Raw genomic sequence first — 23496 nt, forward strand, 5'->3', positions numbered from 1 at the left:
ACGTTGCCGCCTTCCCATACGGCAACGGGCAATCGCAACCATGACCGGCCATCATGCCGGCGGCTGCGTTTCCTCTTTAAGTCTATGAAGTGCGTCCTCAAGCGCAAGCACTTCTTGCTTGTCGCCGCCAAGACGCCGCATCGCGACCTTGCGTTCTTCCGCCTCGCGGCGGCCGACCACCAGCAAAATCGGCACCTTAGCCAGGCTGTGTTCGCGCACCTTATAGTTGATCTTCTCGTTACGCAAATCGGTCTCGACGCGCAGGCCGGCCGCTTTCAGCGTGGCGGCGACCTCCTCGGCGTAGGGATCGGCCTCGTTGGTGATGGTCGCGACCACCGCCTGCACCGGGGCGAGCCAGAGCGGGAATTTGCCGGCATATTGCTCGATCAGGATGCCGAGGAAGCGCTCGAAGGAACCCAGAATCGCCCGGTGCAGCATGACCGGCCGGTGCTTCTGGCTGTCTTCGGCGATATAGGAGGCGTCGAGGCGCTGCGGCAGCACGAAATCGACCTGCAGCGTGCCGCACTGCCAGTCGCGGCCGATGGCGTCGCGCAGCACGAATTCCAGCTTCGGGCCATAGAAGGCGCCTTCGCCGGGGTTCAGCGTGTAGGGCAGGCCGGCGGCTTCCACCGCATCCTTCAGCGCGCCTTCGGCGCGGTCCCAGGTGGCATCCTCGCCGGCGCGGACTTCCGGCCGGTCGGAAAATTTCACCTTCACATCGGTGAAGCCGAAATCCTTGTAGACGCTCTGCAGCAGGGCGCAGAACCGGATCGTCTCGTCGGTGATCTGGTCTTCCGTGCAGAAGATGTGCGCATCGTCCTGGGTGAAGGACCGCACCCGCATGATGCCATGCAGCGCCCCCGACGGCTCGTAGCGGTGGCAGGCGCCGAATTCCGCCATGCGGATCGGCAGCTGGCGATAGCTGGTCAGTCCCTGGCGGAAGATCTGCACATGGCCGGGGCAGTTCATCGGCTTCAGCGCCAGGATGCGGTCATCCTCGGTCTCCACCGTGAACATGTTCTCGCGGAACTTCTCCCAATGGCCGGAGGCTTCCCACAGCGCGCGGTCAATCAGCTGCGGCGTCTTCACCTCGACATAGCCGGCGGCGTCCAGCTTGCGGCGCATATAGGCTTCGACGGCGCGGTACAGCGTCCAGCCCTTGGGGTGCCAGAACACGCTGCCAACGGCCTCTTCCTGAATATGGAACAAATCCATCTCGCGGCCGATGCGGCGATGGTCGCGCTTCTCCGCTTCTTCGACCTGCAGCAGATAGGCCTCCAGCTCCTCCTTCGTTGCGAAGGCGGTGCCATAGACGCGCTGTAGCTGGTCGTTATTGGCGTCACCGCGCCAATAGGCGCCAGACACTTTCAGCAGCTTGAAGGCCTTGCCCAGCTTGCCGGTGGAGGGCAGATGCGGGCCGGTACACAGATCGGTGAACGCACCTTGCGTATAGACTGAGATGTCCTCGTCCGCCGGGATGTTGCCGATATGCTCGGCCTTGTACTTCTCGCCGATGGACTCGAAATAGGCGACCGCCTGGTCGCGGCTCCAGACATCGCGGGTGATCGTCTCGTTGCGCTCGACGATCTCGCGCATCTTCGCTTCCAGCGTCTCAAGGTCTTCCGGCGTGAACGGCTCGGCGCGCGCGAAATCGTAATAGAAGCCGGTCTCTGTCGCCGGTCCGAACGTCACCTGCACATCCGGATACAGCTCCTTCGCCGCTTCGGCCAGCACATGGGCGGCGTCATGGCGCAGCAGTTCCAGCGCGTCGGGATGCTTGGTGGTGACGATCTCGATCCGGGAATCGGTGGTGATAGTGCTCGCCAGGTCCTTCACGTCGCCGTTGATCTTGATGGCGAGCGCGGCCTTTGCGAGGCCGGCACCGATTGACGCAGCGACGTCCGCGCCCGTGACCGGGCCCTCGAACTGCTTGACGCTGCCGTCGGGGAGCGTGATGGAAACCATGATCTGTCGCGTTCCGATTGGGTTGCGGTGAACACACTATATGGGGCTTCTGCCGCAGCGCGGCAAAAGGGCTGCAACTCTAATGCGCCGCCTTGGCGTGTCAAGCGGGCGTGGCGTCGCGCCTGGCAGCATCGCGATTTGGCGCCGCGATTTGCCCTCTTGCGGGTCGCCGGGCGGCGCGGCACTATCCGCCGCGGTCGCAATATCTTGCGCAACCTCCACTTTGAGAAACCCCTAGGCAATAGAGGCTGCGGGCCATGCCCGTTCCGTTTCTCTCTCCCGAATTGGTCGAACTGGTCGGCGGCATCGCCGCCGTGCTGACCACGATCTCCTTCCTGCCGCAGGTGCTGAAGGCCTGGCGCAGCCGCTCGGCGCGCGACGTGTCGCTGGCGATGCTGCTGCTGTTCCTGGCCGGCGTGCTGCTGTGGCTGTGCTATGGGCTGGCGCTGGAGTCGCTGCCACTGATCCTGGCCAACGCGGTGACGGCGGTGCTGATCCTGGCGATCCTGGCAGCGAAGCTGCGCTTCCGCACGCCGGGTCCGGTGTAACCCGGCCTATTTCACGCCGGGTTCCGAATCGTCCTTGCCCATCGGCATGCGCGGATCGAGCTTCATCGCCTGCGGGCTGCTGGCCGGCACATTCACGAATTTCCCGCGCAGATCGGCCGGCTTCGAGGCGCGGCGGGTCATGCGGTAGGCAACGAAGCCCCCGGTCGCGGCGGAAATGACGGCGGCGTAGAAGAACAGGCCGGCCGGGCCGATCAGTTCCATGACCAGCGTGGCGAGCAGCGGGCCAATGGTCGAGCCGATGGCCCAGGACAGCAGCAGTGTGCTGGTCAGCGGCACCATCTGGCCGGGTTCGGCGAAGTCGCTGGCATGCGCGATGCACAGCGCATAGATCGACAGGCCGGTCGCGCCCCAGATGCCGAACAGCGCATAGAGCATCCACACCGGCAGGATGGGGCCGAGAAGGGCAATCGCCAGCGACACCGCGAGGACGACCGCCAGCCCGCCGACGATTACCCGGCGGCGGTCGATGCGGTCGGACAGCCAGCCCATCGGCCATTGCGCGAACAGGCTGCCGATCTGCATGACCGAGACCAGCGCCGCGATGGGGCCGGCGGCCAGCCCGATCTGCAGGCCATAGAGCGGCGTGATGCCGATCACCGCCGCGTTCATCAGGCCGGTCGCCACACAGCCGATCAGCGCCGCCGGCGCGATGGCATACAACTCCTTCAGCGACATGGTGGCGACGGTCGGCGGCGGCGGGGTGACGGCGCGGGTCAGCGCCACCGGGATCAGCGACAGCGAGGCGCAGGCGCTGATCAGCAGGAAGAACCCCGTGCCCATCGGATCGCCGATGGCCAGCAGCATCTGCCCGCCGGCCAGCGTCAGCTTGTTGGAGATCATGTACAGTGACAGCACGCGGCCGCGGATCGGCTGCGGCGCCTGTGCCACGATCCAGCTTTCTGCCACGCTGAACAGACCGGCCATGCAGATGCCCATCAGGAAGCGCAGGCAGCCCCATAGCATCCAGTCGATGCCGAGCGTCAGGCCCAGCGTCGAGGCGGAGACGGCGGCGGCGAACACGGCGAAGGTGCGGATATGGCCGATGCCGCGTACCAGCCTGGGCATCAGCAGGCAGCCGATCAGGAAGCCGAAGGAATAGAAGGTGGCGACGACGCCGATCATCGTCGGCGACAGGCCTTCCAGGCCCATGCGCAACGGCACCAGGACGCCGATCAGGCCGTTACCGAGCTGCAGGATCATCACGCCCAGAACGATGGCCAGGATCGCCGGGATGGCGTCACGCATGAGGGGCTCCGGCCTTGTTAGCGGTTCTTGCTTGGCGGTTATTCTGGGATAGATGCCAGAAGGTTACAAGAAGGTGTCTGGGCGGATGTTTGGGCTATTCGACGATGCGCATCCCGTCATTCTCCGCCTCGGCGAACAGCCAGTCGCGGAAGGCGGTGATCTTCGGCCGCTCGGCTGATGCCTCGGGGCAGACGAAGAAATAGGAGTGATAGGCGTTCAGCGCGAATTTGAAGGGCTGCACCAGCGTGCCGTCGGCAATTGCGTCGCGCACCAGGGGGCTGCGCCCCAGCGCCAGCCCCTGGCCGTTGATCGCGGCCTGGAACACCATGCTGGAATGGCTGAAGGAGGGACCGCGCGTCGGGTCCACATCGTCGATGCCGGCGGCCAGCAGCCACATCCGCCAATCCTCGTGCATATGGTCGTGCAGCAGCGTGTGGTGCTTCAGATCCTCCGGCGTGCGCAGCGGGTGCGGCCCGTCCAGCAGTTTCGGGCTGCATACCGGGAACACGCTCTCGGTCATGAAGCGCACCGCCTTGACACCCGGCCAGCCGCCGGTGCCGTAGCGGATCGCGCAATCCACGTCTTCCTGGTTGAAGTCCACGATCTTGTCGTTGGCGGCGACCCAGACATCGATCTCCGGATGCTGCGCGCGGAACCGGCCGAGGCGCGGCACCAGCCAAGTCGCGGCGAAAGACTGGAAGGTGGAGACGGTCAGCCGGCCGGCGCGGTCGCGCGCCAGCAGCCGCCCGGTGCCCTCGGCCAGCCGGTCCAGAGAGTCGCGCGCCACGGCAAGGTAGCTCTGCCCCTCCTCGGTCAGGAACAGCGCACGGCTGCCGCGCCGGAACAGCGGCAGGCCCAGCCAGGTTTCCAGCGACTTCACCTGATGGCTGATCGCCGCCTGCGTCACATGCAGCTCGTCGGCGGCCTTGGTAAAGCTCAGATGCCGGGCGGCGGCCTCGAAGGCGCGGACGGCGGTCAGCGGCGGCAGGCGGCGGGACATGATCTCGATATCCATTCAGCATTAGAAAATCTTATCACCATGATAAAAAACTATCCTTTGTCAGCTTCAAAGAAAAGGCAGATATAAGCATCATCTCAATAATTTGACGGTCTGGGATTGTCATTAGGACAATTTGGCCGTTCGAGGAGAGTGCCATGTCTGCTGTCAATACCGGCCTTCCGTTATCCGCCACCGCTGTCTCCGGGGGCGTCTCCCAGCGTGGTTTCGGCATCCCTACCGTCCGCGTCCTGCTGATCGGCTTGGTCGATCTGCTGATTGCCTGGCAGGAGCGCGCGATACAGCGCCACCGTCTGGCGGGCCTCGACGAGCGCGGGCTGAAGGATGTTGCGCTGAGCCGCGCCGATATCGCCCCGGAGGTCGCCAAGCCGTTCTGGCGGGCCTGAAGCACCCGTCAGATGCCTTGGCCGCGTGGCTTGCCCGCGGCCGGCTCCTCTGCTTCACCAACCCCGCCTTGCGCCTCCGGTTTCGACCGGAGGCGTTTTTTTGCGGGCTTGTTTCAACATCAATTTAACTAATCCGATGATGAAAAAGCGTCGTTTGTGATCTCGCTCTAAGTAAATGAATATACAGGAAACAGGGAAGGCGAACGTCTCCATATTGTCATGAAGACAATTCAGCCTTAGCGATGGAGGGTCGAATGGCCACTGTTATGATGAAAACTCAGCCGGCTTCCGCCCGTATGCCGGCCCGGATGCCTCGGATCGGTGTGCGCAGCCTGATTTTCGGCCTGCTGTCCTGGCTGGCCGATGCCCAGTCGCGTGCGTCATCCCGGTACGAATTGCAGGAACTCGATGCCCGGCAATTGCGCGATGTCGGGCTGACACGCGCGGAACTTGACCGTGCCTTCGGTCCCACTTTCTGGATGATCCGCTAGAGTGCGATCGCTTTAAATGCGATCACCTAAGTGATCGATTTAAAGCGTGAATCGCCCTCTATGGTATTGATTAGAGGCGGATTCACGTTTCAGCCTGAATCAGATATCCGATTCAGGCTGAAACGATCCGGCTCTAGAGTCTATGGTGCGGGCTTTCGTAAACCGGATGGTGTTGCGCGCTGCATGACGCCGTCCGGTTTTTCCCGTTGCTGTGAGGATCCCGTTCATGACGGTGAAGCCGCTGGCTGACGCCGCTGCCCCGGAAACTGCCGCCGCCCGGCGTGAAAGCCTGATCGGCGTCGGTTACGGGCTGGCCGCCTTCCTGTTCTGGGGCGTGGCACCGGTGTATTTCAAGCTGGTGGCGCATGTCGCAGCGATTGAGATTCTGGCGCACCGCATCGCATGGTCGGCGGTTTTCCTGGTGCTGCTGGTCGGGCTGCTGCGCCGCTGGCACGGCGTCGTCGCGGCCCTCACATCCTGGCGGTTGTTCCTGCCGCTGCTGCTGTCGGCGGCGATCCTGTCGGCGAACTGGTTCACCTACATCGTCGCGGTGAACAGCGGGCAGGTGCTACAGGCCAGCCTCGGTTATTACATCAACCCGCTGGTCAATGTGCTGCTGGGTATGGTGTTCCTGAAGGAAAGGCTGCGCCCGGCGCAGATCGCGGCGGTGGCGCTGGCCGCCATCGGCGTTGCGGTCATGGTCGGCGCGGCCGGACAGATTCCCTGGATCGCCCTGTTCCTCGGCTTTTCCTTCGGTTTCTACGGGCTGATCCGCAAGATGGTGCCGGTCGATGCGATCAGCGGCTTGTCCGTCGAGGCCGTGGCGCTGACGCCTTTCGCGCTCGGCTATATCTTCTGGCTGGGCAATGCCGGCAGTTTCGGCGCTGTCGGCCTTGCCACCGACCTGCTGCTGGTGGCGGCGGGCCTTGTCACGCTGCTGCCGCTGCTGTGGTTCAATGCGTCGGCCAAGCGGCTGAAACTGTCCACGGTCGGTATCCTGCAATATGTGGCACCCACCGGGCAATTCCTGCTGGCGGTGCTGCTGTTCGGTGAGAATTTCACGCCGGTTCACATGGTGACATTCGCCTGTATCTGGGCCGGGCTCGCGCTCTACACGGCGGACGCGCTGCGCGGCAGCAAGGGGAGGGAGAGATGACCGACAAGACCTATTTTGCCACGCTGGCGGCCTATAATCGCTGGGCCAACGGGAGACTCTACGCCGCCGCCGAGGCGCTGGGCGAGGCGGCCCGAACCGCCGACCGGCAGGGCTTCTTCGGTTCCATCCACAACACGCTGAACCACATCATGGTCGGCGACCGGCTGTGGCTGTCACGCTTTCCCGGCCAGCCGGCCTATCGCTACAAGCTGGACGATGTACCCTATCCGGACTTCGACGCGCTGAAGGCGGCGCGAGTGGCGCAGGATCAGGTCTTTATCGATTTCCTGGCGGCGATGACTCCGGAGTATCTGGCCGGCGACCTCAGCTACACCAACACGCGCGGCGAAACCTTCACCATGCCGGTGCGGCTGGTGCTGGGCCATGTGTTCAACCACCAGACCCACCATCGCGGGCAGGTGCACCATATGATCGGGATGGCGGGAACAGAACCGCCTTCGATCGACCTGATCTATTACCTGCGCGAAGTGGGCATCTAGAGGCTAAGGTCCGGGGCCGGACGGATCACGCCGCAGCCATAGCCTTCCCAGTTGGTGACCGGAACGGTCAGCTGGCTGGCCAGCGCCTCCCGGTCGGCCTGCTTCAGCACGCCAAGCTGGGTGAGGATCCAGCCCAGCGCCACGGTAGAGGCGCGGCCATGGCCGTCATCGACCTTCAGCGCGATGCCGAGGCCCAGTTCGGGGATCGCGGCGGTATAGACGCCCTCCGCCCCGGTCTTCAGTAGGATGCGCTCGCCCAGCTGCTGCAGCACCAGGCTGCCGAAGCGGCCGGTGCCGGCAATCATCAGCGGCTCGGCCGCCACCGCCTTGCGGATGCGCAGGATCGCCTCGCGGCGTTTGGCAGATAGTTCCGCCGGGTCGGCCATGCGCGCCATCGCCACCGCCATCGCCTTCAGCGACATGCCGAAGACCGGGATGCCGCAACCATCGATACCGCGCGGCGTGGCTGACAGATCCTCGCCGCCCAGCTCCTCGCAGAGTTTGATGAGGCGCTTCTGCACCGGATGGTCGGCGCGGATATAGCCCTTGGTCGGCTCGCCCAGATGCTTCGCCGTGCTGAGGAAGCCGCAATGCTTGCCCGAACAGTTATTATGGATGCGGCAAGCGCTTTCGCCCTTGCGGATCATCGCATGCGCCGTCGGCTCATGGCTCGGCAGCTGGTTGCCGCATTCCAGATCGTCATTGCCGAGGCCGAGCTGCGACAGCCAGGCATCCACCGTTTCGGTGTGCATCGTCTCGCCGCTGTGCGAGGCACAGGCCAGCGAGATGTGGCGGTCGGCCAGCCCATAGGCGTCGGCGGCGCCGCTTTCCACGAAGGGGATCGCCTGCAGCGGCTTGATCGCGGAGCGGCCATAGACCAGCCTGTCAGCGTCGCCCCAGGCATGGCGCAGGCTGCCCGAGGCGTCCGCCACGGCGGCGATGACCCGGTGGAAGCTCTCGACCATGCCGCCGCGCGTCACCTCGACGGCGATGGGGGCGGCGCTGCCGGCTCCGGCAGTGTTGGTCTGGACGCGGAGAATTTCTTCTGTCATTGGGGGCATCCGCAAAAAAAAGCTGGTGGGAACTCCGATGCCGGCAACCTTGCCTTGCCGCTCCGGCGCTGGCAAGCAGGAGGGAAGGAGAAGGAGAGGTCATGAAGGGCTATTTCGCCATCGGCGTTCAGGGGCTGAGCAAGGCGCAGAACGCGGGGACGCTGTTCCGCACCGCGCACGCCTTTGGCGCCAACTTTGTGTTCACCATCGGCGAATCCTACGACCGGAAGAAGCTGAACCAGAGCGACACCTCCAATACGCTGCGCAATCTTCCCTATTACCGGTTCGACGGTGCGCGCGATTTCCGCCTACCGGAGGGTTGCGCGCTGGTCGGGGTGGAGCTCGTCGAGGATGCAGTGGCATTGCCCAGCTTCCGGCATCCGCGCCAGGCCGCCTATATATTGGGGCCGGAACGCAACAGCCTAGACCCGGAAATCGTCGGGCTGTGCGACCATGTGGTGCAGATACCGATGAAATTCTGCGTCAATGTCGGCATTGCCGGCGCCATCGTGATGTATGACCGGCTCATCAGCCTGGGACGTGCCGCGCCGCGCCCGACCATGCCGGGCGGACCTGTCGAGCCGCTGCCGGAACCGGTCTTCGGCGCGCCGCTGTGGGCCAAGAAGCAGCGCCGGCGCGAACGCCTCGCCGCGGAGGAGAATGTTGGCCGCACGGATTAGGCCGGGTAGCGGCTGTATCTGTTACAGGCTGATTTTTGGACTGGGCGTACCTATCTGTTGATCATTCAAGATTGAACCGGGACCAGATAATGTCGGGCGATGAGACGCGGGACGAATTTCCCTATGACGAATATTCCGCCCCGCGCAGGCGGGTGACACAGTGGCTGCGCCGCATCCCGCTGGTGCGCAGCCTAGGTGTGCTGGTTCTGCTCGTCCTGCTCTATTACGGTGCCGGCGCCGCGATCATCAACAAGATCGACGCCGATCCGGATTTCGCGCCGCCGACAGTGGCCGAGGGCAGCAGCAACGCGATTGCGGCGGCGGCGGCGATGGTCAGCCGCGAGGTGGACCAGAATGGCTGGACCGCCAACGACCCGTTCTTCATGCCCTCCGTCATTCTGGACAATATGCCGAACTACCAGCAGGGCATCCTGAAGGCGGTTTCGCGTTTCAGCGTCGAGATGATGGACCATATCGGCCGCATACGGGGCACCAGCCAGATCGACAAGGATCTGGAGCGCGCCGCCGGCCTGCTGAAATATCCAGGCAATGTCTGGGTCTGGGACCCCTCGGTCTCGCTGGCGCCGACGGCGACCTCCGAATCGCAGTACCGCGCGGCTGCGCGGGCGCTGATCTCCTATAATGACAGGCTCTCGACCGGGCAGGCGGTGTTCGACCGGCGCGGGGACAATCTGATGTCGATGCTGGAACGGATCGCTTCCGATCTCGGCTCCGCCTCGGCGCAGATCGACTCCCATATCCTGAGCGCACCGTTCTGGCTGATCGACACCAGGGTCGATGATCTGTTCTATTCGACCAAGGGGCAGCTTTACGGGCATTACATCATGCTGCGCGAGCTGGGCCGGGATTTCGCGCCGATCCTGCGCGAGCGGCAGCTCGATGGCGTCTGGCAGCAGATGCTGGACAGCCTGCGCGAAGGGTCCCAGCTGGAACCGCTGGTTGTCATCGGCGGTTCGCCGGATGCGCTGATCCTGCCGAACCATCTCACCGCCCAGGGCTTCTATCTGCTGCGCGCCCGCACGCAGCTCTATGAGGTGGTCAACATCCTGTTGAAATAGAACGAAGAGTCTGGTCAGGATTAAGCGGCGCCGGTACGGTACTGGGCTGCATGCGCTAATGCATCATCGTTACAATCTGGGATGGGGCTGACTGGGGCGATGACGGCTGAACACACAGCTGAACAGAGTGAGACGGATGTCGCTGACAGCGAGGCGTTGCTGGAGAGTCTGCTGTCGTCGCATCGCGCTGTCATGCAGATGGAGATGGGCGTCGAACGTTTCCGGGCGATGAACACCCTGTTCGACGAAACGCGCCAGACCCTTCGGACGATCGATTCGCGGATGTCGAGGCTCAGCCAGGAGCGTAACGGCTTTCGTGACGAGATTGCCTTCATCCGCCGCCATCGTTCCCGCCTGGCGACCCTGCGCGGATATCTGTCGGCGACCTATCGCAGCGCCGACCGGGCGATCGCCAATCTGGACGGTTTCACCCTCAATCACGATCCGGCGAAGCTGAAGATCATGCTGAAGGATCCCGACCGGCTGGGGATCGTCCGCGGTACAAGCTTCCTGGGCCTCATCAAGAATGGCGAACGCAAGGAAGCGGTCGATAACTACAACAAGAACGTCCTGAAGGCGCTTGACGGGCTGCTCGCCGATCATCGCGCCTTTCTGCACAGCATCGCCACCGACTGGCAGGCGAAGCAGGATGAAACCAGCCATGTGCTGGACCGGATTTCCGAGATCAAGAAGACCATCGGCTTCTTCATGAAGGAATTGCAGGTCGAGCACGTCCGCATCGGCAAGAACCTCCTGCCCGAGCATATCGATCAGTTGCAGGTAGCGGAAAAGAAGCTGGTTGACTGGCTGCAAGGCCAGAAGGAAAGCATCGCAGTGCCAAAGGTGGAGGAGTAGCGGCTTTCTACTCCTGGTCTTTGTTCTGCTTTGCGGCGGCGGCCTTCATCGCCTCCGTCTGCATGCGGACCATCGCCTCGATCTGATGCTGCAGATTGTCGATCTGCTCCTTCATCGCGCTCACCATGGGGTCACCGGCGGGCGGCGTTTCGGATTTCGGCGTGCTGGACGAAGCGTTGGTGTCCCGGTTGGCCGCGCCTTCCGCGCCGAAGGGCGAGAACATGCGCATGGCGCTGTCCAGCATGGCCATGTTCTGCTTGCCCATCTCCTCCAGATTGGAGCCGAAAGGGAAGATTCCGCCGAACGTGTTGTCCATATAGGAGCGCATGCTGTCCTGATTCCGCGAGAAGGAGGACATGCTGTGTTCAAGATATTTCGGCAGCACCCATTGCAGGCTGTCGCCATAGAAGCTGATGAGCATCCGCAGGAAGCCGATCGGTAGCAGATTCTGCCCCTTCGATTCCTCCTCGACGATGATCTGGGTCAGCACGGCGTGGGTGATATCGTCGCCGGTCTTGGCGTCATAGACCTGAAACTCGACGCCGTCCTTCACCATCTGGCACAGATGGTCGAGGGTCACATAGCTGCTGGTCGCGGTGTTGTAGAGCCGTCGGTTCGCGTATTTCTTGATAGTGACGGGCTCGCCTTCCCCTTGCTTCTTCTTATCGGCCATTAGGGACCTTTCCGGTTGTCTCCCCCTGGCGTCAGACTCGCTCTTCGGCGTGTCTTTCCGCCCAAAATCGCCTTTAAGGTCAGGCTTCTGTTTTTGCTTTGCAACAGAAATCTTGCTGCGCAGCATAATCCGCAGCATTGTCGCCAGTCGGGCAGGCAAACCGGCGTCTGGCGATCCGGTGAGAGGGCTTTTATAGTGTGGCCATGGCAGACGATACCGACGCAAAAGAAATCGACGCGAAAGAACTGGCCGAGCAGTTTCTCGACCTCTGGCAACAGCAACTCGGCGCGCTGTCCCGCGACCCGGAATTTGCCCGCGCGGCGGGGCAGGGGATGCAGCTCTGGTCCCGCATGCTGGCCGGGATGGCCGCTGGATCGGCCGCTGGGGCAACCGGCACTCCGGGTACCGTTCCGGCGCCGTTCGACGCCTTTTTCAACGCGATGAGGTCTGCTGGTGATGCCGGAAAAGCACAGTCCGCCACCGCAGATGCAGGCGGAAACCAGGCTGGGGCCAAGACCGCTGCCGCTGCATCTGGCGATTGCGGCGATGACCCTGCTGACCTCGCGCGGCGCCTTGCCGCTCTTGAGGAAAGGCTCGCTCGACTGGAGGCCGGAACTGGCGGAGACGGCGGAAAGACTCCGCCAAAGCGCCGCAGCGCTCGACGAAAAGCAGGTTGAGCGGGCGCTAGACGCAGCTGCAGCAAAACGCTGGGGCGCGTTCCTGGACGGCGTCCTGCGTTACCGTCGGCACCCCTACCGGCGCGCCCTGCCGGCCGCGCGGCTGGCCTGGCAGGATGGCACCACCCGCTTGCTGGCCTATGCGCCGAAACGTCGCCGCACCGGCCGCCCGGTGCTGGTCGTCCCATCGCTGATCAACCGCGCCTACATACTGGACCTCACGGAGCAGCGCAGCTTCATGCGCGATCTGGCGGCGCGCGGCTTCCGGCCCTATCTGGTCGATTGGGGCCAGCCGGGCGATGCCGAGCGCGGGTTCACGCTGACCGACTACATTACCGGTCGGCTGGATGCGGCGCTGGAGGCCGTTCTGGATGATGCCGGCGCGAAACCGGCGCTGGTCGGCTATTGCATGGGGGGCACCATGTCGGTGGCGCTGACGCAGTGCCGCCAGGCCGACCTATCGGGCCTTGCCCTGCTGGCGGCTCCCTGGGATTTCCTGGCCGATCCGACGCCGATGACGGCGGCGCTGCCGGGTATCCTGCCGAGCCTGAACGCTGCAATCGGGACGCTGGGTGAACTGCCGACCGATATGATCCAGGCGCTGTTCCTGGGGCTCGATGCCCATCTGGGATACCGCAAGTTCCGGGCGTTCGCCGCACTCGACCCGGCATCGGAAAAGGCCCATGCCTTCGTGGCGCTGGAGGATTGGCTGAACGACGGCGTGGCGCTGGCCGGCCCGGTCGCCCGCGAATGCATGGAGGGCTGGTACATCCGCAATGACCCGGCCCTGGGTGCGTGGCGGGTGGCCGGAGAGGCCGTCGATCCTGCCGCTATCCGCCTGCCGGCGCTGGCCATGGTCCCGGCGGGCGACCGGATTGTTCCGCCGGCCTCGTCGCTGGCCCTGGCTGCGGCGCTGCCGAACGCCACAACGCTGCGCCCGGCGCAGGGCCATATCGGCATGATGGCCGGCGGTGCGGCGGCGAAACAGGTGTGGGGCCCCCTGGCCGATTGGCTGAAAAATCTGGACTGACAACCGCTTAATCGGACCGTTTGCGCCTTCGCTGCACTGCAACTATGGTAGCCGAAAAGCAATCGTTCCGGCGGACCACCAGCCGCCCTGTTCCAGGAGGAGTAAGCCATGACCGATGTCGTGATCGTCAGCGCCGCCCGTACCGCAATCGGCGCCTTCAACGGCGCGCTGAGTTCGCTGCCCGCCCATACGCTGGGCGAGATCGCCATCCGCGAGGCGCTGTCGCGCGGCAAGGTCGATGCCGCCGAGGTGTCGGAGCTGATCTTCGGTCAGGTGCTGACCGCCGGCACCGGCCAGAACCCGGCCCGCCAGGCTGCCATCGCTGCCGGCATTCCGAAAGAGGCCACCGCCTATGTCATCAACCAGGTCTGCGGCTCCGGGCTGCGCACCGTGGCGCTCGGCTATCAGGCGATCCGCAATGGCGATTCGGCCATCGTCGTCGCCGGCGGCCAGGAGAGCATGAGCCAGTCCACCCACTGCGCGCATCTGCGCAACGGCACCAAGATGGGCGACCTGAAGATGGTCGATACCATGATCAAGGACGGGCTGTGGGATGCCTTCAACGGCTATCACATGGGCAACACGGCGGAGAATGTCGCCAAGCAGTGGCAGATCAGCCGCGAGCAGCAGGATGAATTCGCCGCTGCTTCGCAGCAGAAGGCGGAGGCGGCGCAGAAATCCGGCCGCTTCAAGGATGAGATCGTGCCGGTCACGATTTCCGGCCGCAAGGGTGACACCATCGTCGATGCCGATGAGTATCCGCGCCACGGCACCACGATGGACACGCTGGCGAAGCTGAAGCCGGCCTTCGAGAAGGAAGGCAGCGTCACCGCCGGCAATGCGTCGGGCATCAATGACGGTGCGGCCGCGCTGGTGCTGATGAGTGCCGAGGAGGCGGCGAAGCGTGGCCTGACGCCGCTGGCGCGCATCGCCTCCTGGGCCACGCGCGGTGTCGATCCGGCGATCATGGGCACCGGGCCGATCCCGGCCAGCCGCGCAGCGCTGGAGAAGGCCGGCTGGAAGGCCGGGGATCTCGACCTGATCGAGGCCAACGAGGCCTTCGCCGCGCAGGCCTGCGCGGTGAACAAGGATCTGGGCTGGGACACCGACAAGGTGAATGTGAATGGCGGCGCCATCGCGCTCGGCCATCCGATTGGCGCGTCGGGGGCCCGCGTGCTGGTCACGCTGCTGCACGAAATGCAGAAGCGCGATGCGAAGAAGGGCCTGACCACGCTGTGCATCGGCGGCGGCATGGGCATCGCCATGTGCCTCGAGCGCTAAGCCGGCAGCACTATTTTCAAACAGCCGCCCCGGACATCCGGGGCGGCTTTTTTGTGGCTTTTGACCTCCGTCAATTGAAAGCTGCCGAACTCGTGTCATGATTAATGGGTAAATACCGACAGGGCGAAATCAAACCGTCGGACAACACAGGGAGGATGGCATGGCGCGTGTGGCAATCGTGACGGGTGGAACGCGGGGCATCGGCAAGGCGATCTGCCTGGCGCTGAAGGACAAGGGCTACAAGGTCGCGGCCAATTATGGCGGCAATGACGAGCGGGCGAAGCAGTTCACCGACGAGACCGGCATCGCCGCCTACAAATTCGACGTGTCGGACTTCAAGGCCTGCCAGGAAGGTGTGGCGAAGGTCACGGCCGATCTGGGGCCGGTCGATATTCTGGTGAACAATGCCGGCATCACCCGCGACGGCACCATGCACAAGATGTCCCACGAGATGTGGCAGGATGTCATCGACACCAATCTCGGCTCCTGCTTCAACATGTGCCGCGCCGTCATCGACAGCATGCGCGAGCGCAATTTCGGCCGCATCGTAAATATCGGCTCGATCAACGGCCAGGCCGGCCAGTACGGTCAGGTGAACTACGCCGCCGCCAAGTCGGGCATCCACGGCTTCACCAAGGCGCTGGCGCAGGAAGGGGCGGGCAAGGGCATCACCGTGAACGCCATCGCCCCCGGCTATATCGACACCGACATGGTCGCCGCCGTGCCGGCCAATGTGCTGGAGAAGATCGTCGCCCGGGTGCCGGTCGGCCGTCTCGGCAAGGCCTCGGAGATCGCGCGTGGCGTGGTGTTCCTGGTCGATGACGAGGGCGGTTTCATCACCGGCTCGACGCTATCGATCAATGGCGGCCAGCATATGTACTAAGGCGGCCTAGCCGTCCAGCATTTCCCCCACCGTCCGGCGCAGCAGGGCGATATCCTGTTCGCGCGAGAGGCGGTGGTCGCCATCCTTCACCAGCGCGATGCGCACATCGTCCGTCTCCAGCGCTTCCGCCAGCCGGATAGAGACCTGCCAGGGCACGTCCGGGTCGCGCATGCCGTGCAGCAGCCTGACCGGGCAGGACAGCCGGATCGGGTCGCGCAGCAGCAGATGGTCGCGGCCATCTTCGATCAGCCTGCGGGTGATGATGTAGGGATCGTCGCTGTAGGAAGAGGGTTCGGCATAGGACCCCTCGCGCAGGATTGTCTCGCGGACCTCATGCGAGAACTTCTCCCACATCAGATCTTCCGTGAAATCCGGTGCGGCAGCGATGCCGACCAGGCCGGCGACGCGCTGCGGCCGCGCCAGGGCAGTCAGCAGCATCAGCCAGCCGCCCATCGAGGAGCCGACCAGGATCTGCGGCCCCTCGGTCAGCGCGTCCAGCGCCGCGATGGCATCCGCCGCCCAGGTGCCGATGCAGCCCTCCGTGAATTTGCCGTCCGACGCGCCATGGCCGGAATAGTCGAACCGCAGGAAAGCCTGGCCGCGCGCCTTTGCGAATTCCTCCAGCGCCAGCGCCTTGGAGCCGGTCATATCCGACTTGAAACCGCCCAGAAACACGATGCCCGGAGTCTTGCCAGCCGTGCGATGATACGCGAGGCATTCCCCGGCGGGGCGGACTAGGGTATCGAAGGGTGTTTCGGTCATGACTTGGACCATCCTTACGGGGACCATTGTTGCGGAAGGGACGGCAGAAGGCCGTGACGGGAGAGAATGACGGACAGCGACCATAACATTGATGGCCCCAGCGCGGGAAACCCGGAAGGCAGCCCGGCGGAAGCCGCGCCCGAACCCCGCCGCCCGACCGTGCTGCAGGTTCTGCCCGGGCTGGTGACCGGCGGGGTGGAGCGCGGCACCGTCGATATGGCGGATGCGCTGGTGCGTGCCGGCTGGCGCGCGATGGTCGCCTCCAGCGGCGGGCCGATGGTGCGCGAGCTGGAGCGCGTGGGTGGCGAGCATGTCACCCTGCCGCTGGCCAGCAAGAACCCGATCCGTATGCGCAAGAACGCCAAGGCGCTGGAAGAACTGATCGCGATGGAGGGCGTGGACATCGTGCATGCCCGCAGCCGCGCCCCGGCCTGGAGCGCCTGGTGGGCGACACGGCGCACCGGCACGCCCTTCGTCACCTCCTTCCATGCGCCCTACAGCCTCGGCGGGCCCCTGGGCGGGCCGCTGAAGCGGCTCTATAATTCGGTGATGACGAAGGGCGACCGCGTTATCGCCATCTCGGAATTCATCAGCCGCCACATCCTCGACAATTACCCCGTCGATCCCGAAAAGCTGCGCGTCATTCCGCGCGGCGCCGATGTGGCCATCTTCGATCCCGAGCGGGTGAGCGCCGAGCGCATGATCCAGCTGAGCGAGGCCTGGCGGCTGGAGGATGGCGTGCCGGTGGTCATGCTGCCGGGCCGGCTGACGCGCTGGAAGGGGCAGGGCGTGCTGATCGAGGCGATGGCGCACCTGCGCGACCTGCCCGTACTGTGCGTGCTGGTGGGCTCCGACCAGGGCCGGGTGCGCTACCGCGAGGAGCTGGAAGCGCTGACCGAGCGGCTGAATCTGAAAAGCGTGGTGCGTTTCGCCGGCGAGTGCCGCGACATGGCGGCGGGCTACATGCTGGCCGATGTGGTGGTCTCCGCCAGCATCGAGCCGGAAGGGTTCGGCCGCGTCTCCGTCGAGGCGCAGGCGATGGGCAAGCCGGTGGTGGGATCCAACCATGGTGGCGTGGCCGAGACCGTGCTGCCCGGCCAGACCGGCTGGCTGGTGCCGGCCGAGGACCCGGCGGCGCTGGCCGCTGCCCTGCGCGCGGCACTGACGCTCGACAATGGCCAGCGCGAGCAATGGGCCGCCCGCGCCATCGCCCATGTGCGCGACAACTACACCAAGGATTTGATGTGCGACCGCACGCTCGCCGTCTATGCGGAGCTGCTGGGGTAGGGGGGCGTCGCGCTAACCATTTCAGTCTTCATTTCTTGTCTCTCACGCCTTGATGATATATGTATATCCAATAGGCATATCCCATAGTCGGGAGGGAGGCATGACCAGTTCGACCGTCTTTACCAGCAACCGCAGCCAGGCCGTTCGGTTGCCGAAGGCCGTGGCGTTCCCTGAGGGCGTTCATCAGGTCGATATCCTGAAGATTGGATCCAGTCGTGTAATTGTGCCCCGGGGCAGGCGCTGGGACGATTTGTTCCTGCATGGGCCACGGGTCAGCGACGACTTCATGAGTGAGCGCGAACAGCCCGCCTTGGAAGACCGCGAGCCCTTCTGATGCTCGCCTATATGCTCGATACCAATATCTGCATCTATGTGATGAAGACCTACCCGCCGGCCCTGTTGGAAAAGTTCAACGCGCTGGCCGAGCAGCTCTGCATATCGAGCATCACGCTGGGTGAATTCTGTTATGGCGCGGAGAAATCGATGCGCCGGGCGGAGAACCTGTTGGCCATAGAACATTTCGTGGCGCGGCTGGAGGTTCTGCCTTTCGCCGACAAGGCAGCCGCCCATTATGGACAGGTTCGAGCGGAACTTGAGCGCGCCGGAACGCCCTGTGGCCCGCATGACATGCAGATCGGCGCCCATGCCCGCAGCGAGGGGCTGATCATCGTGACGAACAACATGAGGGAGTTTATCCGGATGCCCGGCCTTCGGGTCGAAAACTGGATTTGAATGGCCGGATTGCCATCCGTTACCGCCCTTGACACAAAACCATCATAAGAATATTCTGATAATTACCGTTTCCTGCGGTATTTAAGTAAGAATATTTCGGAAAATGGCCGTGAACGCAGCAGGGAGGGTGTCGAAACGGACATGAATCCGCCTGACTAGCAAAACCACATCACTGGATAGTTTTCCAAAGCACAGACCCGGATTTAGCACCGGGTGCCGGGATCAATCCCGAGCCATATGAAGCCCCGCCCTTTGCCGGCGGGGCTTCTTGTTAGGTGTCCCCCGCCCTATCTGTCGGACGGTTCCGCCGCGTCCAGGATGGCGTCGAGCAGGCCGGGGAAGCGGGCGTCGAGATCGTCCAGGCGCAGGCAGTTGGCATATTGCGTGCCCTCGCGCCGGCTGCACAGGATACCGGCCTCGCGCAAGATGCGGAAATGGTTGGAGAGCGTGGATTTCGCCATGTCCGGGCAGGGCATCGCCTTGTTGCAGGACAGGTCCGGCGATTGCCGCAGCGCACGCACGATGGCCAGCCGTGACGGGTCGCTCAACGCGTGCAGCAGGCCCTGCAGGGTGATGGCGTCTCTGTCGGGGTGAACCAGCGGGCGCATGCCGACCCATATGGCAGCTTAATCGCCTTAATTCAATTGTTCAATAATCTTGAACTATTGAACCTGATCGCCATCTTTTCCGCATCGACACATGTTTCGCTCAGGAGGATAAGATGAGCAGCAAGATACTTGAGGGCAAGACCGCCCTCGTCACCGGCGCCAGCCGCGGGCTGGGCCGCGCCATTGCCGAACGGCTGGGGGGTGACGGCGCCCTCGTCGCGGTGCATTACGGCAAGAACCGCGAGGCGGCGGATACCGTCGTCGGGCAGATCAAGGCGGCGGGCGGCGACGCTTTCGCCGTGCAGGCCGAGATCGGCTCGGTCAAGAGCATCGAGGACCTGTTCGCCACCCTTGATAAGGAACTGACCACGCGCACCGGCGCCGCGCATCTCGACATTCTGGTGAATAATGCCGGCATCGCGCCGAACATCCCGATGGAGCAGACCGACGAGGACACCTTCGACCGTCTGTTCGACGTGAATGTGAAGGGCGTGTTCTTCGTCACCAAACATGCCATCGGCCGGCTGCGCGATGGCGGGCGGATCATCAACATCTCGTCGGGCCTGTCGCGGGCCGTCGGCGGCATGGACATCCCGGCCTATTCAGCCACGAAGGGGGCGGTGGATGTGCTGACCCGGCAATGGGCGGTGGCCTATGGCGGGCGCGGCATCACGGTGAATGCGTTGGCGCCGGGCGCCATCGACACCGACATGAATGCCGGTTGGCTGCGCGACAATGCCGAATCGGAGGCAATGATCAAGTCGGTTCAGGCGCTGAAGCGAATCGGCAAGGCCGAGGATATCGGCGATGCGGTTGCCTTCCTCGCCGGGCCGGACAGCCGCTGGGTCACCGGCCAGTATATCGAGGCGAGCGGCGGCTGGCTGATCTAGCCTGCTGAAGCAAGGCTCCCGGACAGGCGGCGGCGCGCCCGCATCGCCGCCTGTTCCAACACCTCGCGATCCTGCTTCAGGGGGAGCGCGTCTTCGGCATAGCCGATGGTGAGGTTCAGCATATCCATCAGGATGGGCTGGATTTGTGCCGTGTCGGCGGCCATGGCAATACGCTCCAGTGCCGCGATCTGGCGCAGCACCACCTCGATATCGGTCGCGCCATCGCGCGCAATGGAATGCATCGCCCGGTCCAGCATGGTCTGGAAGGTCAGTGCCGGCAGGGACAGCCGGTCGTGGCGCGGCACATCTTCCTGTTGGGGCGGTTGCGCCGCCTGCGACAGCAGCGCCTCCAGCCGGTCCAGGCAGATGATCGCGGTCTTCGGGTCGTTGATGCCGGGCGACAAAGCGCGGCTGGCGACCTCGCCCAGTATCTGTAATCCCAGCAGCGGATCCTGATGGTAGGAGCGCTCTTCTCCCAGCAGGAAGTAGCCGAGCAGCTTCTCCCGCAACCCGTCGTCCAGCCGTTCCTCACCGATATGGATGGCCATGGCCGGCCGGTCGCGGTGCAGGAAATCGCCGGGCCGGCACATCAGCTCGATGGTCAGGCCGTTGCGTGCGGCGATCTCCTGCAGGCCGTCCGTATCGATGCCGCACAGATAGGCGCTGCGCGTTGTGGCCAGCGTCGCCGTGCCATTTTCCGCTTCCCGCTTTCCCTCGACCGGGTGGGCGCCCAGATACGGATCGGCCAGGAACCGCGCCAGACTGTCCTGGGTGTCGGTATGCACCCGCGCGACGATGTTGCCCAGCCGTAGCGTGCTGGCGATATGGTGCATCCACTGCACCAGATAGCGCAGCGCCTGGACGGTCAATAACAGGCCGCAGCCGAATAGTAGGCTGAGGCCGCTCTTGTCATAGGCCTCCAGCGCCAGCCCCAGCATGCCGGCCATGGCAAAGACGAAGGTGGCGATGAAGGTGCTGAGCGCGTTCTGCGTCACCTCGTCCGCCATCAGGCCGGGCAGGGCGCGCGGTGAGGCCTGGCTGGCGGCCATGTTGAACACCAGCAGCAACGCCGACAGCGTCACCGTGGTCACGGTCAGCATGGCGCTGGCCAACAGCTTCAGCAGCTCCTTCACGCTGCCGTCATCGACCTCCGGTATGGCGATGAATTCCGGCAGCAGCCGGTCGGTGCCGGCCAGGATCAGGGCCAGTGCGGCGGCACCGATGGAGGCGATTGTCGGCCGGAACCACAGGGCGGAGCGCAGGCGGATGACGAAATTATGCAGCCTGGTGATCATCCGCTCGCCTGTTCCGTCTCATGGGTCAATGAAGCCGCACCGTATCGGCGCGCTGTCGCGCTTCGGCTGCCTGCGCGGTGTCGCCGGCCATGTACAGCACATCGCCATAGCGCTGCCAGCTATACAGGCTGTTCGGCTTGGTCTGGCTGCGTTCGGCCAGCAGCAGCCGGGCCAGCGGAATGCGTCCGGCGCCGATGGCGGCCTCAATGACGATCTGCTGGAACAGGTCGCGCTGGGCATGGCTGGCGCCGAGTTGCTGCCAGTCGTAGCGCAGCGGCAGCAGGATATCGAGCGCCCGGTCATGGCGCTTCTCGGCAAAGGCCAGGATCGCCTCGGAGATTGGCGCGGTCAGCGGCAGCGCCACCTTCGCCGCGCTGTTGTCGCCGGGATTGGCACCGAACGACCGCAGCGAGCCGATCAGCCTGTTCGCCTCCTCGCTGCGCCCGCCCTTGGCCAGCGCCAGGGCGAAATGCGTGTCGGTGAAGGCCAGCACATGATCGTCCAGCCGCTTGCCGGAGACGCTGGCCAGCAATTCCCAGCGCTTGCCGACATCGACGCCGCAGAATTCCAGGCGCAGCAACATGGAGGCGGCGTTCTGCACATCGAGATAGAAGCCGTTCTCATCCACCTCTATCTCGGCATCGTAAAGTTCAAGCACGCGGTCGAAATCGCCGCCCTCCAGCGAATAGAGCGCGCGGTGCCACCACACATGATCCTTGAACGGGTTGCGGTCGGACCAGGTGCCGGCGGGCTGGTTCAGCCAGGCGATGCCGTCCTTCAGCCGCCCCTGCATTTCCAGCACATGGGCGACGGCGTGGATCGCCCACAGATCCTCGCCATTGTGATCGACGGCCGCGCGGCCGGCCTTCTCCGCCTCGGCATAGGCGCCGCATTCCTCCAGCCCGAAGGCCAGCATGCCCAGCACATTGCCATAGCCCGGCATGTCCGCGCTCCAGGCCGGCAGCACGCCGGCCGGCAGGTCGCGTAGCGCGGCGGAGCGGCCGAGCCAGAAGCTGGCGAAATGCTGTAGCCGCAACGCCAGCATGTCGGTCGGATACTCGGCCAGAAGCTGTTCCCACACCGCGCAGGCCTTGATGGTGTCGCCGGCGGCCCAGGCTTCCAGCGCCGCCAGATGCAGCGCCTCACGCGGGGTGATCCCGGCGGCGAGGGCCTTCGCCTGCACCAGCGCCTTCTGTGCCGCCGGCAGAGTGGCGTTGGAGCCGATCAGCAGCATGAAATAGCCGCGCAGGATGTGCCCCATCGCGAAATCGGGGTCGGCGGCCAGCACCTGCTTCACCTTCTCGCCGGCCGACAGCCGGTATTCCAGATAATCGGCAATGGCGGCGTTGAAGGCGGCGGCTGCCTCGGCGCTGTCGGTCGAAAGGGCAAGGCCGCGAACATCGTGCTGCATGGGTTCCTCCGGTTATTCTTTGGCGGCAGGGTGCCGGGCGGAGGATGGGCCTGTCCAGTGGATTGTTCGGCAGTGGCTATGCGCGCCGGCGCAATCCGTGGCCCCTGATCTTGCGCAGGATCATGATGATCTCCCCGCCGCCGCTTTTGCGGATATCCGCCAGCCAGCCACCATGCGTGGCGCAGAAGACGATGCCGAGCGTCAGAAAGGAGACCGGGCTGAAAGTGAAATAATGGATGTCGTAGATGCGGTTGATCGCCGCGATGTGGGCCGCGAACAGTTCCCCGCCATTCCGTGCTGCCTGCAACCGGGTGCCGAGATCGTCAATGCGACCCTTGGTGAAATTTTCCTGTTCGGCGGGGTCGCCCGGCGGCAGGTGGTTGTCTCGGCGGATATTCGCATCGCTGATGGTGATGAACTCGCGCAGCCTGCGGGACGTCTCGGCGATCATGGCGTCCCGGTCCATCCGGACGAAGTTGCGGTGGGCGCGCCGTATCTCGCGCAGGCTGGATATCGGCCGCCCCCGGTCGAAACATTTATCGGCGGCCGGCACGGTGACGTAGAGCACGCCGCCCTGTCGCAGCTTTGCCCACCATGTCTCCAGCGTTCCCCACGGATCGGGCGAATGCTCAAGCGCATGGTTGGCGATCACGAAGTCCTGGCTTTCTCTAGCGATGAAATCCAGCGAAAAGCCGTCGCCGACATGATGCGTCTCGACAATCGTCTCGCCGGCCAGTTCGGGGTAGGTCTTCTCGTTCTCGGCCCTGGTCTTGTAATCGACATAGGCGACTGACGCGCCCTCGGGCAACGGTGTCGGCTTGTGCAGGGCGCCGATCTCCAGCCCGTTGCCTTTCAGCCAGCGCATCGCCATCGCCGGACGATGATCGAGATGATGACGCGGCATCCAAGGGCGATTGAGGATCATTGAGTCTTACAAGATATGAATTTCAGTATTCCTTATATTGAATTTT

General features: G+C 64.2%; 26 protein-coding genes. 16 read left to right on the top strand and 10 right to left on the bottom strand.

Features of this window, described 5'->3' with window-relative positions; genetic code table 11:
• Window positions 1-51: 51 nt before the first annotated feature.
• Window positions 52-1965 (bottom strand): threonine--tRNA ligase, encoded by a 1914-nt coding sequence (thrS, locus tag BKM74_RS08090; RefSeq protein WP_086465202.1) that lies wholly within the window; start codon window positions 1963-1965, stop codon window positions 52-54.
• Window positions 1966-2222: 257 nt separating this feature from the next.
• Between thrS and BKM74_RS08095 the strand changes: the two genes are divergently transcribed.
• A complete protein-coding gene (locus BKM74_RS08095; RefSeq protein WP_086465203.1) occupies window positions 2223-2513 on the top strand; it encodes a SemiSWEET family sugar transporter in 291 nt (96 codons plus the stop codon).
• Window positions 2514-2519: 6 nt separating this feature from the next.
• Here BKM74_RS08095 and BKM74_RS08100 read toward each other — a convergent pair whose 3' ends face one another.
• Together BKM74_RS08100 and BKM74_RS08105 are read right to left on the bottom strand one after the other, a co-directional pair.
• Complete coding sequence (locus BKM74_RS08100; RefSeq protein ID WP_086465204.1) at window positions 2520-3779, bottom strand: MFS transporter; 1260 nt, start codon at window positions 3777-3779, stop codon at window positions 2520-2522.
• 94 nt (window positions 3780-3873) lie between these two features.
• Window positions 3874-4779 (bottom strand): transcriptional regulator GcvA, encoded by a 906-nt coding sequence (locus BKM74_RS08105; protein WP_086465499.1) that lies wholly within the window; start codon window positions 4777-4779, stop codon window positions 3874-3876.
• A gap of 155 nt (window positions 4780-4934) precedes the next feature.
• Here BKM74_RS08105 and BKM74_RS08110 point away from each other — a divergent pair, with 155 nt between their 5' ends.
• The 4 genes from BKM74_RS08110 (at window position 4935) to BKM74_RS08125 (ending at window position 7330) form a co-directional block, all read left to right on the top strand.
• Entirely contained in the window at window positions 4935-5183 is a 249-nt protein-coding gene (locus tag BKM74_RS08110) for a DUF1127 domain-containing protein (RefSeq protein ID WP_086465205.1), read from the top strand.
• Window positions 5184-5437: 254 nt separating this feature from the next.
• A complete protein-coding gene (locus BKM74_RS08115) occupies window positions 5438-5674 on the top strand; it encodes a DUF1127 domain-containing protein (RefSeq protein WP_176342455.1) in 237 nt (78 codons plus the stop codon).
• Window positions 5675-5900: 226 nt separating this feature from the next.
• Complete coding sequence (gene rarD / locus BKM74_RS08120) at window positions 5901-6830, top strand: EamA family transporter RarD (protein WP_086465207.1); 930 nt, start codon at window positions 5901-5903, stop codon at window positions 6828-6830.
• Entirely contained in the window at window positions 6827-7330 is a 504-nt protein-coding gene (locus BKM74_RS08125; protein WP_086465208.1) for a DinB family protein, read from the top strand. Before rarD ends, BKM74_RS08125 begins: the two co-directional genes overlap by 4 nt.
• Here BKM74_RS08125 and BKM74_RS08130 read toward each other — a convergent pair.
• Window positions 7327-8382: an asparaginase gene (locus BKM74_RS08130; RefSeq protein ID WP_086465209.1), complete on the bottom strand. Its 1056-nt coding sequence runs from the start codon at window positions 8380-8382 to the stop codon at window positions 7327-7329. The genes BKM74_RS08125 and BKM74_RS08130 overlap by 4 nt on opposite strands.
• Before the next feature lie 101 nt (window positions 8383-8483).
• Between BKM74_RS08130 and BKM74_RS08135 the strand changes: the two genes are divergently transcribed.
• The 3 genes from BKM74_RS08135 (at window position 8484) to BKM74_RS08145 (ending at window position 10996) form a co-directional block, all read left to right on the top strand.
• Complete coding sequence (locus BKM74_RS08135; protein ID WP_086465210.1) at window positions 8484-9062, top strand: RNA methyltransferase; 579 nt, start codon at window positions 8484-8486, stop codon at window positions 9060-9062.
• A gap of 89 nt (window positions 9063-9151) precedes the next feature.
• Complete coding sequence (locus BKM74_RS08140) at window positions 9152-10141, top strand: DUF2333 family protein (protein ID WP_086465211.1); 990 nt, start codon at window positions 9152-9154, stop codon at window positions 10139-10141.
• A 99-nt stretch (window positions 10142-10240) separates the two neighbouring features.
• The gene (locus BKM74_RS08145; RefSeq protein ID WP_140056045.1) at window positions 10241-10996 is read left to right on the top strand and encodes a hypothetical protein; all 756 of its coding nucleotides are present in this window, start codon (window positions 10241-10243) and stop codon (window positions 10994-10996) included.
• A 7-nt stretch (window positions 10997-11003) separates the two neighbouring features.
• Here the strand turns inward: BKM74_RS08145 and phaR are convergent, their stop codons facing one another.
• A complete protein-coding gene (gene phaR, locus BKM74_RS08150) occupies window positions 11004-11669 on the bottom strand; it encodes a polyhydroxyalkanoate synthesis repressor PhaR (protein WP_086465213.1) in 666 nt (221 codons plus the stop codon).
• A gap of 203 nt (window positions 11670-11872) precedes the next feature.
• On the opposite strand from phaR, the gene BKM74_RS18945 reads away from it, so the two are divergent.
• From BKM74_RS18945 to phbB, 4 genes are all read left to right on the top strand, one after another.
• Entirely contained in the window at window positions 11873-12346 is a 474-nt protein-coding gene (locus BKM74_RS18945; RefSeq protein ID WP_245825869.1) for a hypothetical protein, read from the top strand.
• Complete coding sequence (locus tag BKM74_RS08155; protein ID WP_245825885.1) at window positions 12252-13376, top strand: alpha/beta fold hydrolase; 1125 nt, start codon at window positions 12252-12254, stop codon at window positions 13374-13376. The genes BKM74_RS18945 and BKM74_RS08155 overlap by 95 nt, the downstream gene beginning before the upstream one ends.
• Window positions 13377-13484: 108 nt before the next feature.
• Window positions 13485-14657 carry an acetyl-CoA C-acetyltransferase gene (locus BKM74_RS08160; RefSeq protein ID WP_086465214.1) on the top strand — a complete coding sequence of 391 codons (1173 nt, stop codon included), beginning with the start codon at window positions 13485-13487 and terminating at the stop codon, window positions 14655-14657.
• Between the two features lie 160 nt (window positions 14658-14817).
• Window positions 14818-15540, top strand: a complete 723-nt coding sequence (gene phbB, locus BKM74_RS08165) for an acetoacetyl-CoA reductase (RefSeq protein WP_086465215.1) — start codon at window positions 14818-14820, stop codon at window positions 15538-15540.
• Between the two features lie 6 nt (window positions 15541-15546).
• Here the strand turns inward: phbB and BKM74_RS08170 are convergent, their stop codons facing one another.
• Window positions 15547-16302, bottom strand: coding sequence for an alpha/beta hydrolase (locus BKM74_RS08170; RefSeq protein ID WP_245825870.1), 756 nt, complete (start codon window positions 16300-16302; stop codon window positions 15547-15549).
• Window positions 16303-16368: 66 nt separating this feature from the next.
• Between BKM74_RS08170 and BKM74_RS08175 the strand changes: the two genes are divergently transcribed.
• From BKM74_RS08175 to vapC, 3 genes are all read left to right on the top strand, one after another.
• On the top strand, window positions 16369-17589 hold the full coding sequence (locus tag BKM74_RS08175) for a glycosyltransferase family 4 protein (protein ID WP_086465216.1): 1221 nt from the start codon (window positions 16369-16371) through the stop codon (window positions 17587-17589).
• Between the two features lie 100 nt (window positions 17590-17689).
• Window positions 17690-17923, top strand: a complete 234-nt coding sequence (gene vapB / locus BKM74_RS08180; RefSeq protein ID WP_086465217.1) for a type II toxin-antitoxin system VapB family antitoxin — start codon at window positions 17690-17692, stop codon at window positions 17921-17923.
• Window positions 17923-18321, top strand: a complete 399-nt coding sequence (vapC, locus tag BKM74_RS08185) for a type II toxin-antitoxin system tRNA(fMet)-specific endonuclease VapC (protein ID WP_086465218.1) — start codon at window positions 17923-17925, stop codon at window positions 18319-18321. Before vapB ends, vapC begins: the two co-directional genes overlap by 1 nt.
• A gap of 287 nt (window positions 18322-18608) precedes the next feature.
• Here the strand turns inward: vapC and BKM74_RS08190 are convergent, their stop codons facing one another.
• Window positions 18609-18929 (bottom strand): ArsR/SmtB family transcription factor, encoded by a 321-nt coding sequence (locus BKM74_RS08190; RefSeq protein ID WP_086465219.1) that lies wholly within the window; start codon window positions 18927-18929, stop codon window positions 18609-18611.
• Window positions 18930-19042: 113 nt separating this feature from the next.
• Between BKM74_RS08190 and BKM74_RS08195 the strand changes: the two genes are divergently transcribed.
• Window positions 19043-19819 carry an SDR family oxidoreductase gene (locus BKM74_RS08195; RefSeq protein WP_086465220.1) on the top strand — a complete coding sequence of 259 codons (777 nt, stop codon included), beginning with the start codon at window positions 19043-19045 and terminating at the stop codon, window positions 19817-19819.
• Here BKM74_RS08195 and BKM74_RS08200 read toward each other — a convergent pair.
• The 3 genes from BKM74_RS08200 to BKM74_RS08210 form a co-directional block, all read right to left on the bottom strand.
• Entirely contained in the window at window positions 19816-21114 is a 1299-nt protein-coding gene (locus tag BKM74_RS08200; RefSeq protein ID WP_086465221.1) for a DUF2254 domain-containing protein, read from the bottom strand. The two genes, BKM74_RS08195 and BKM74_RS08200, sit on opposite strands and share 4 nt — an antisense overlap.
• 25 nt (window positions 21115-21139) lie before the next feature.
• The gene (locus tag BKM74_RS08205) at window positions 21140-22525 is read right to left on the bottom strand and encodes a tetratricopeptide repeat protein (protein ID WP_086465222.1); all 1386 of its coding nucleotides are present in this window, start codon (window positions 22523-22525) and stop codon (window positions 21140-21142) included.
• Window positions 22526-22601: 76 nt separating this feature from the next.
• Window positions 22602-23450 (bottom strand): class I SAM-dependent methyltransferase, encoded by an 849-nt coding sequence (locus tag BKM74_RS08210; protein WP_086465223.1) that lies wholly within the window; start codon window positions 23448-23450, stop codon window positions 22602-22604.
• Window positions 23451-23496 lie beyond the last annotated feature (46 nt).

Source organism: Oceanibaculum nanhaiense, from assembly GCF_002148795.1.
GTDB classification, from domain to species: domain Bacteria; phylum Pseudomonadota; class Alphaproteobacteria; order Oceanibaculales; family Oceanibaculaceae; genus Oceanibaculum; species Oceanibaculum nanhaiense.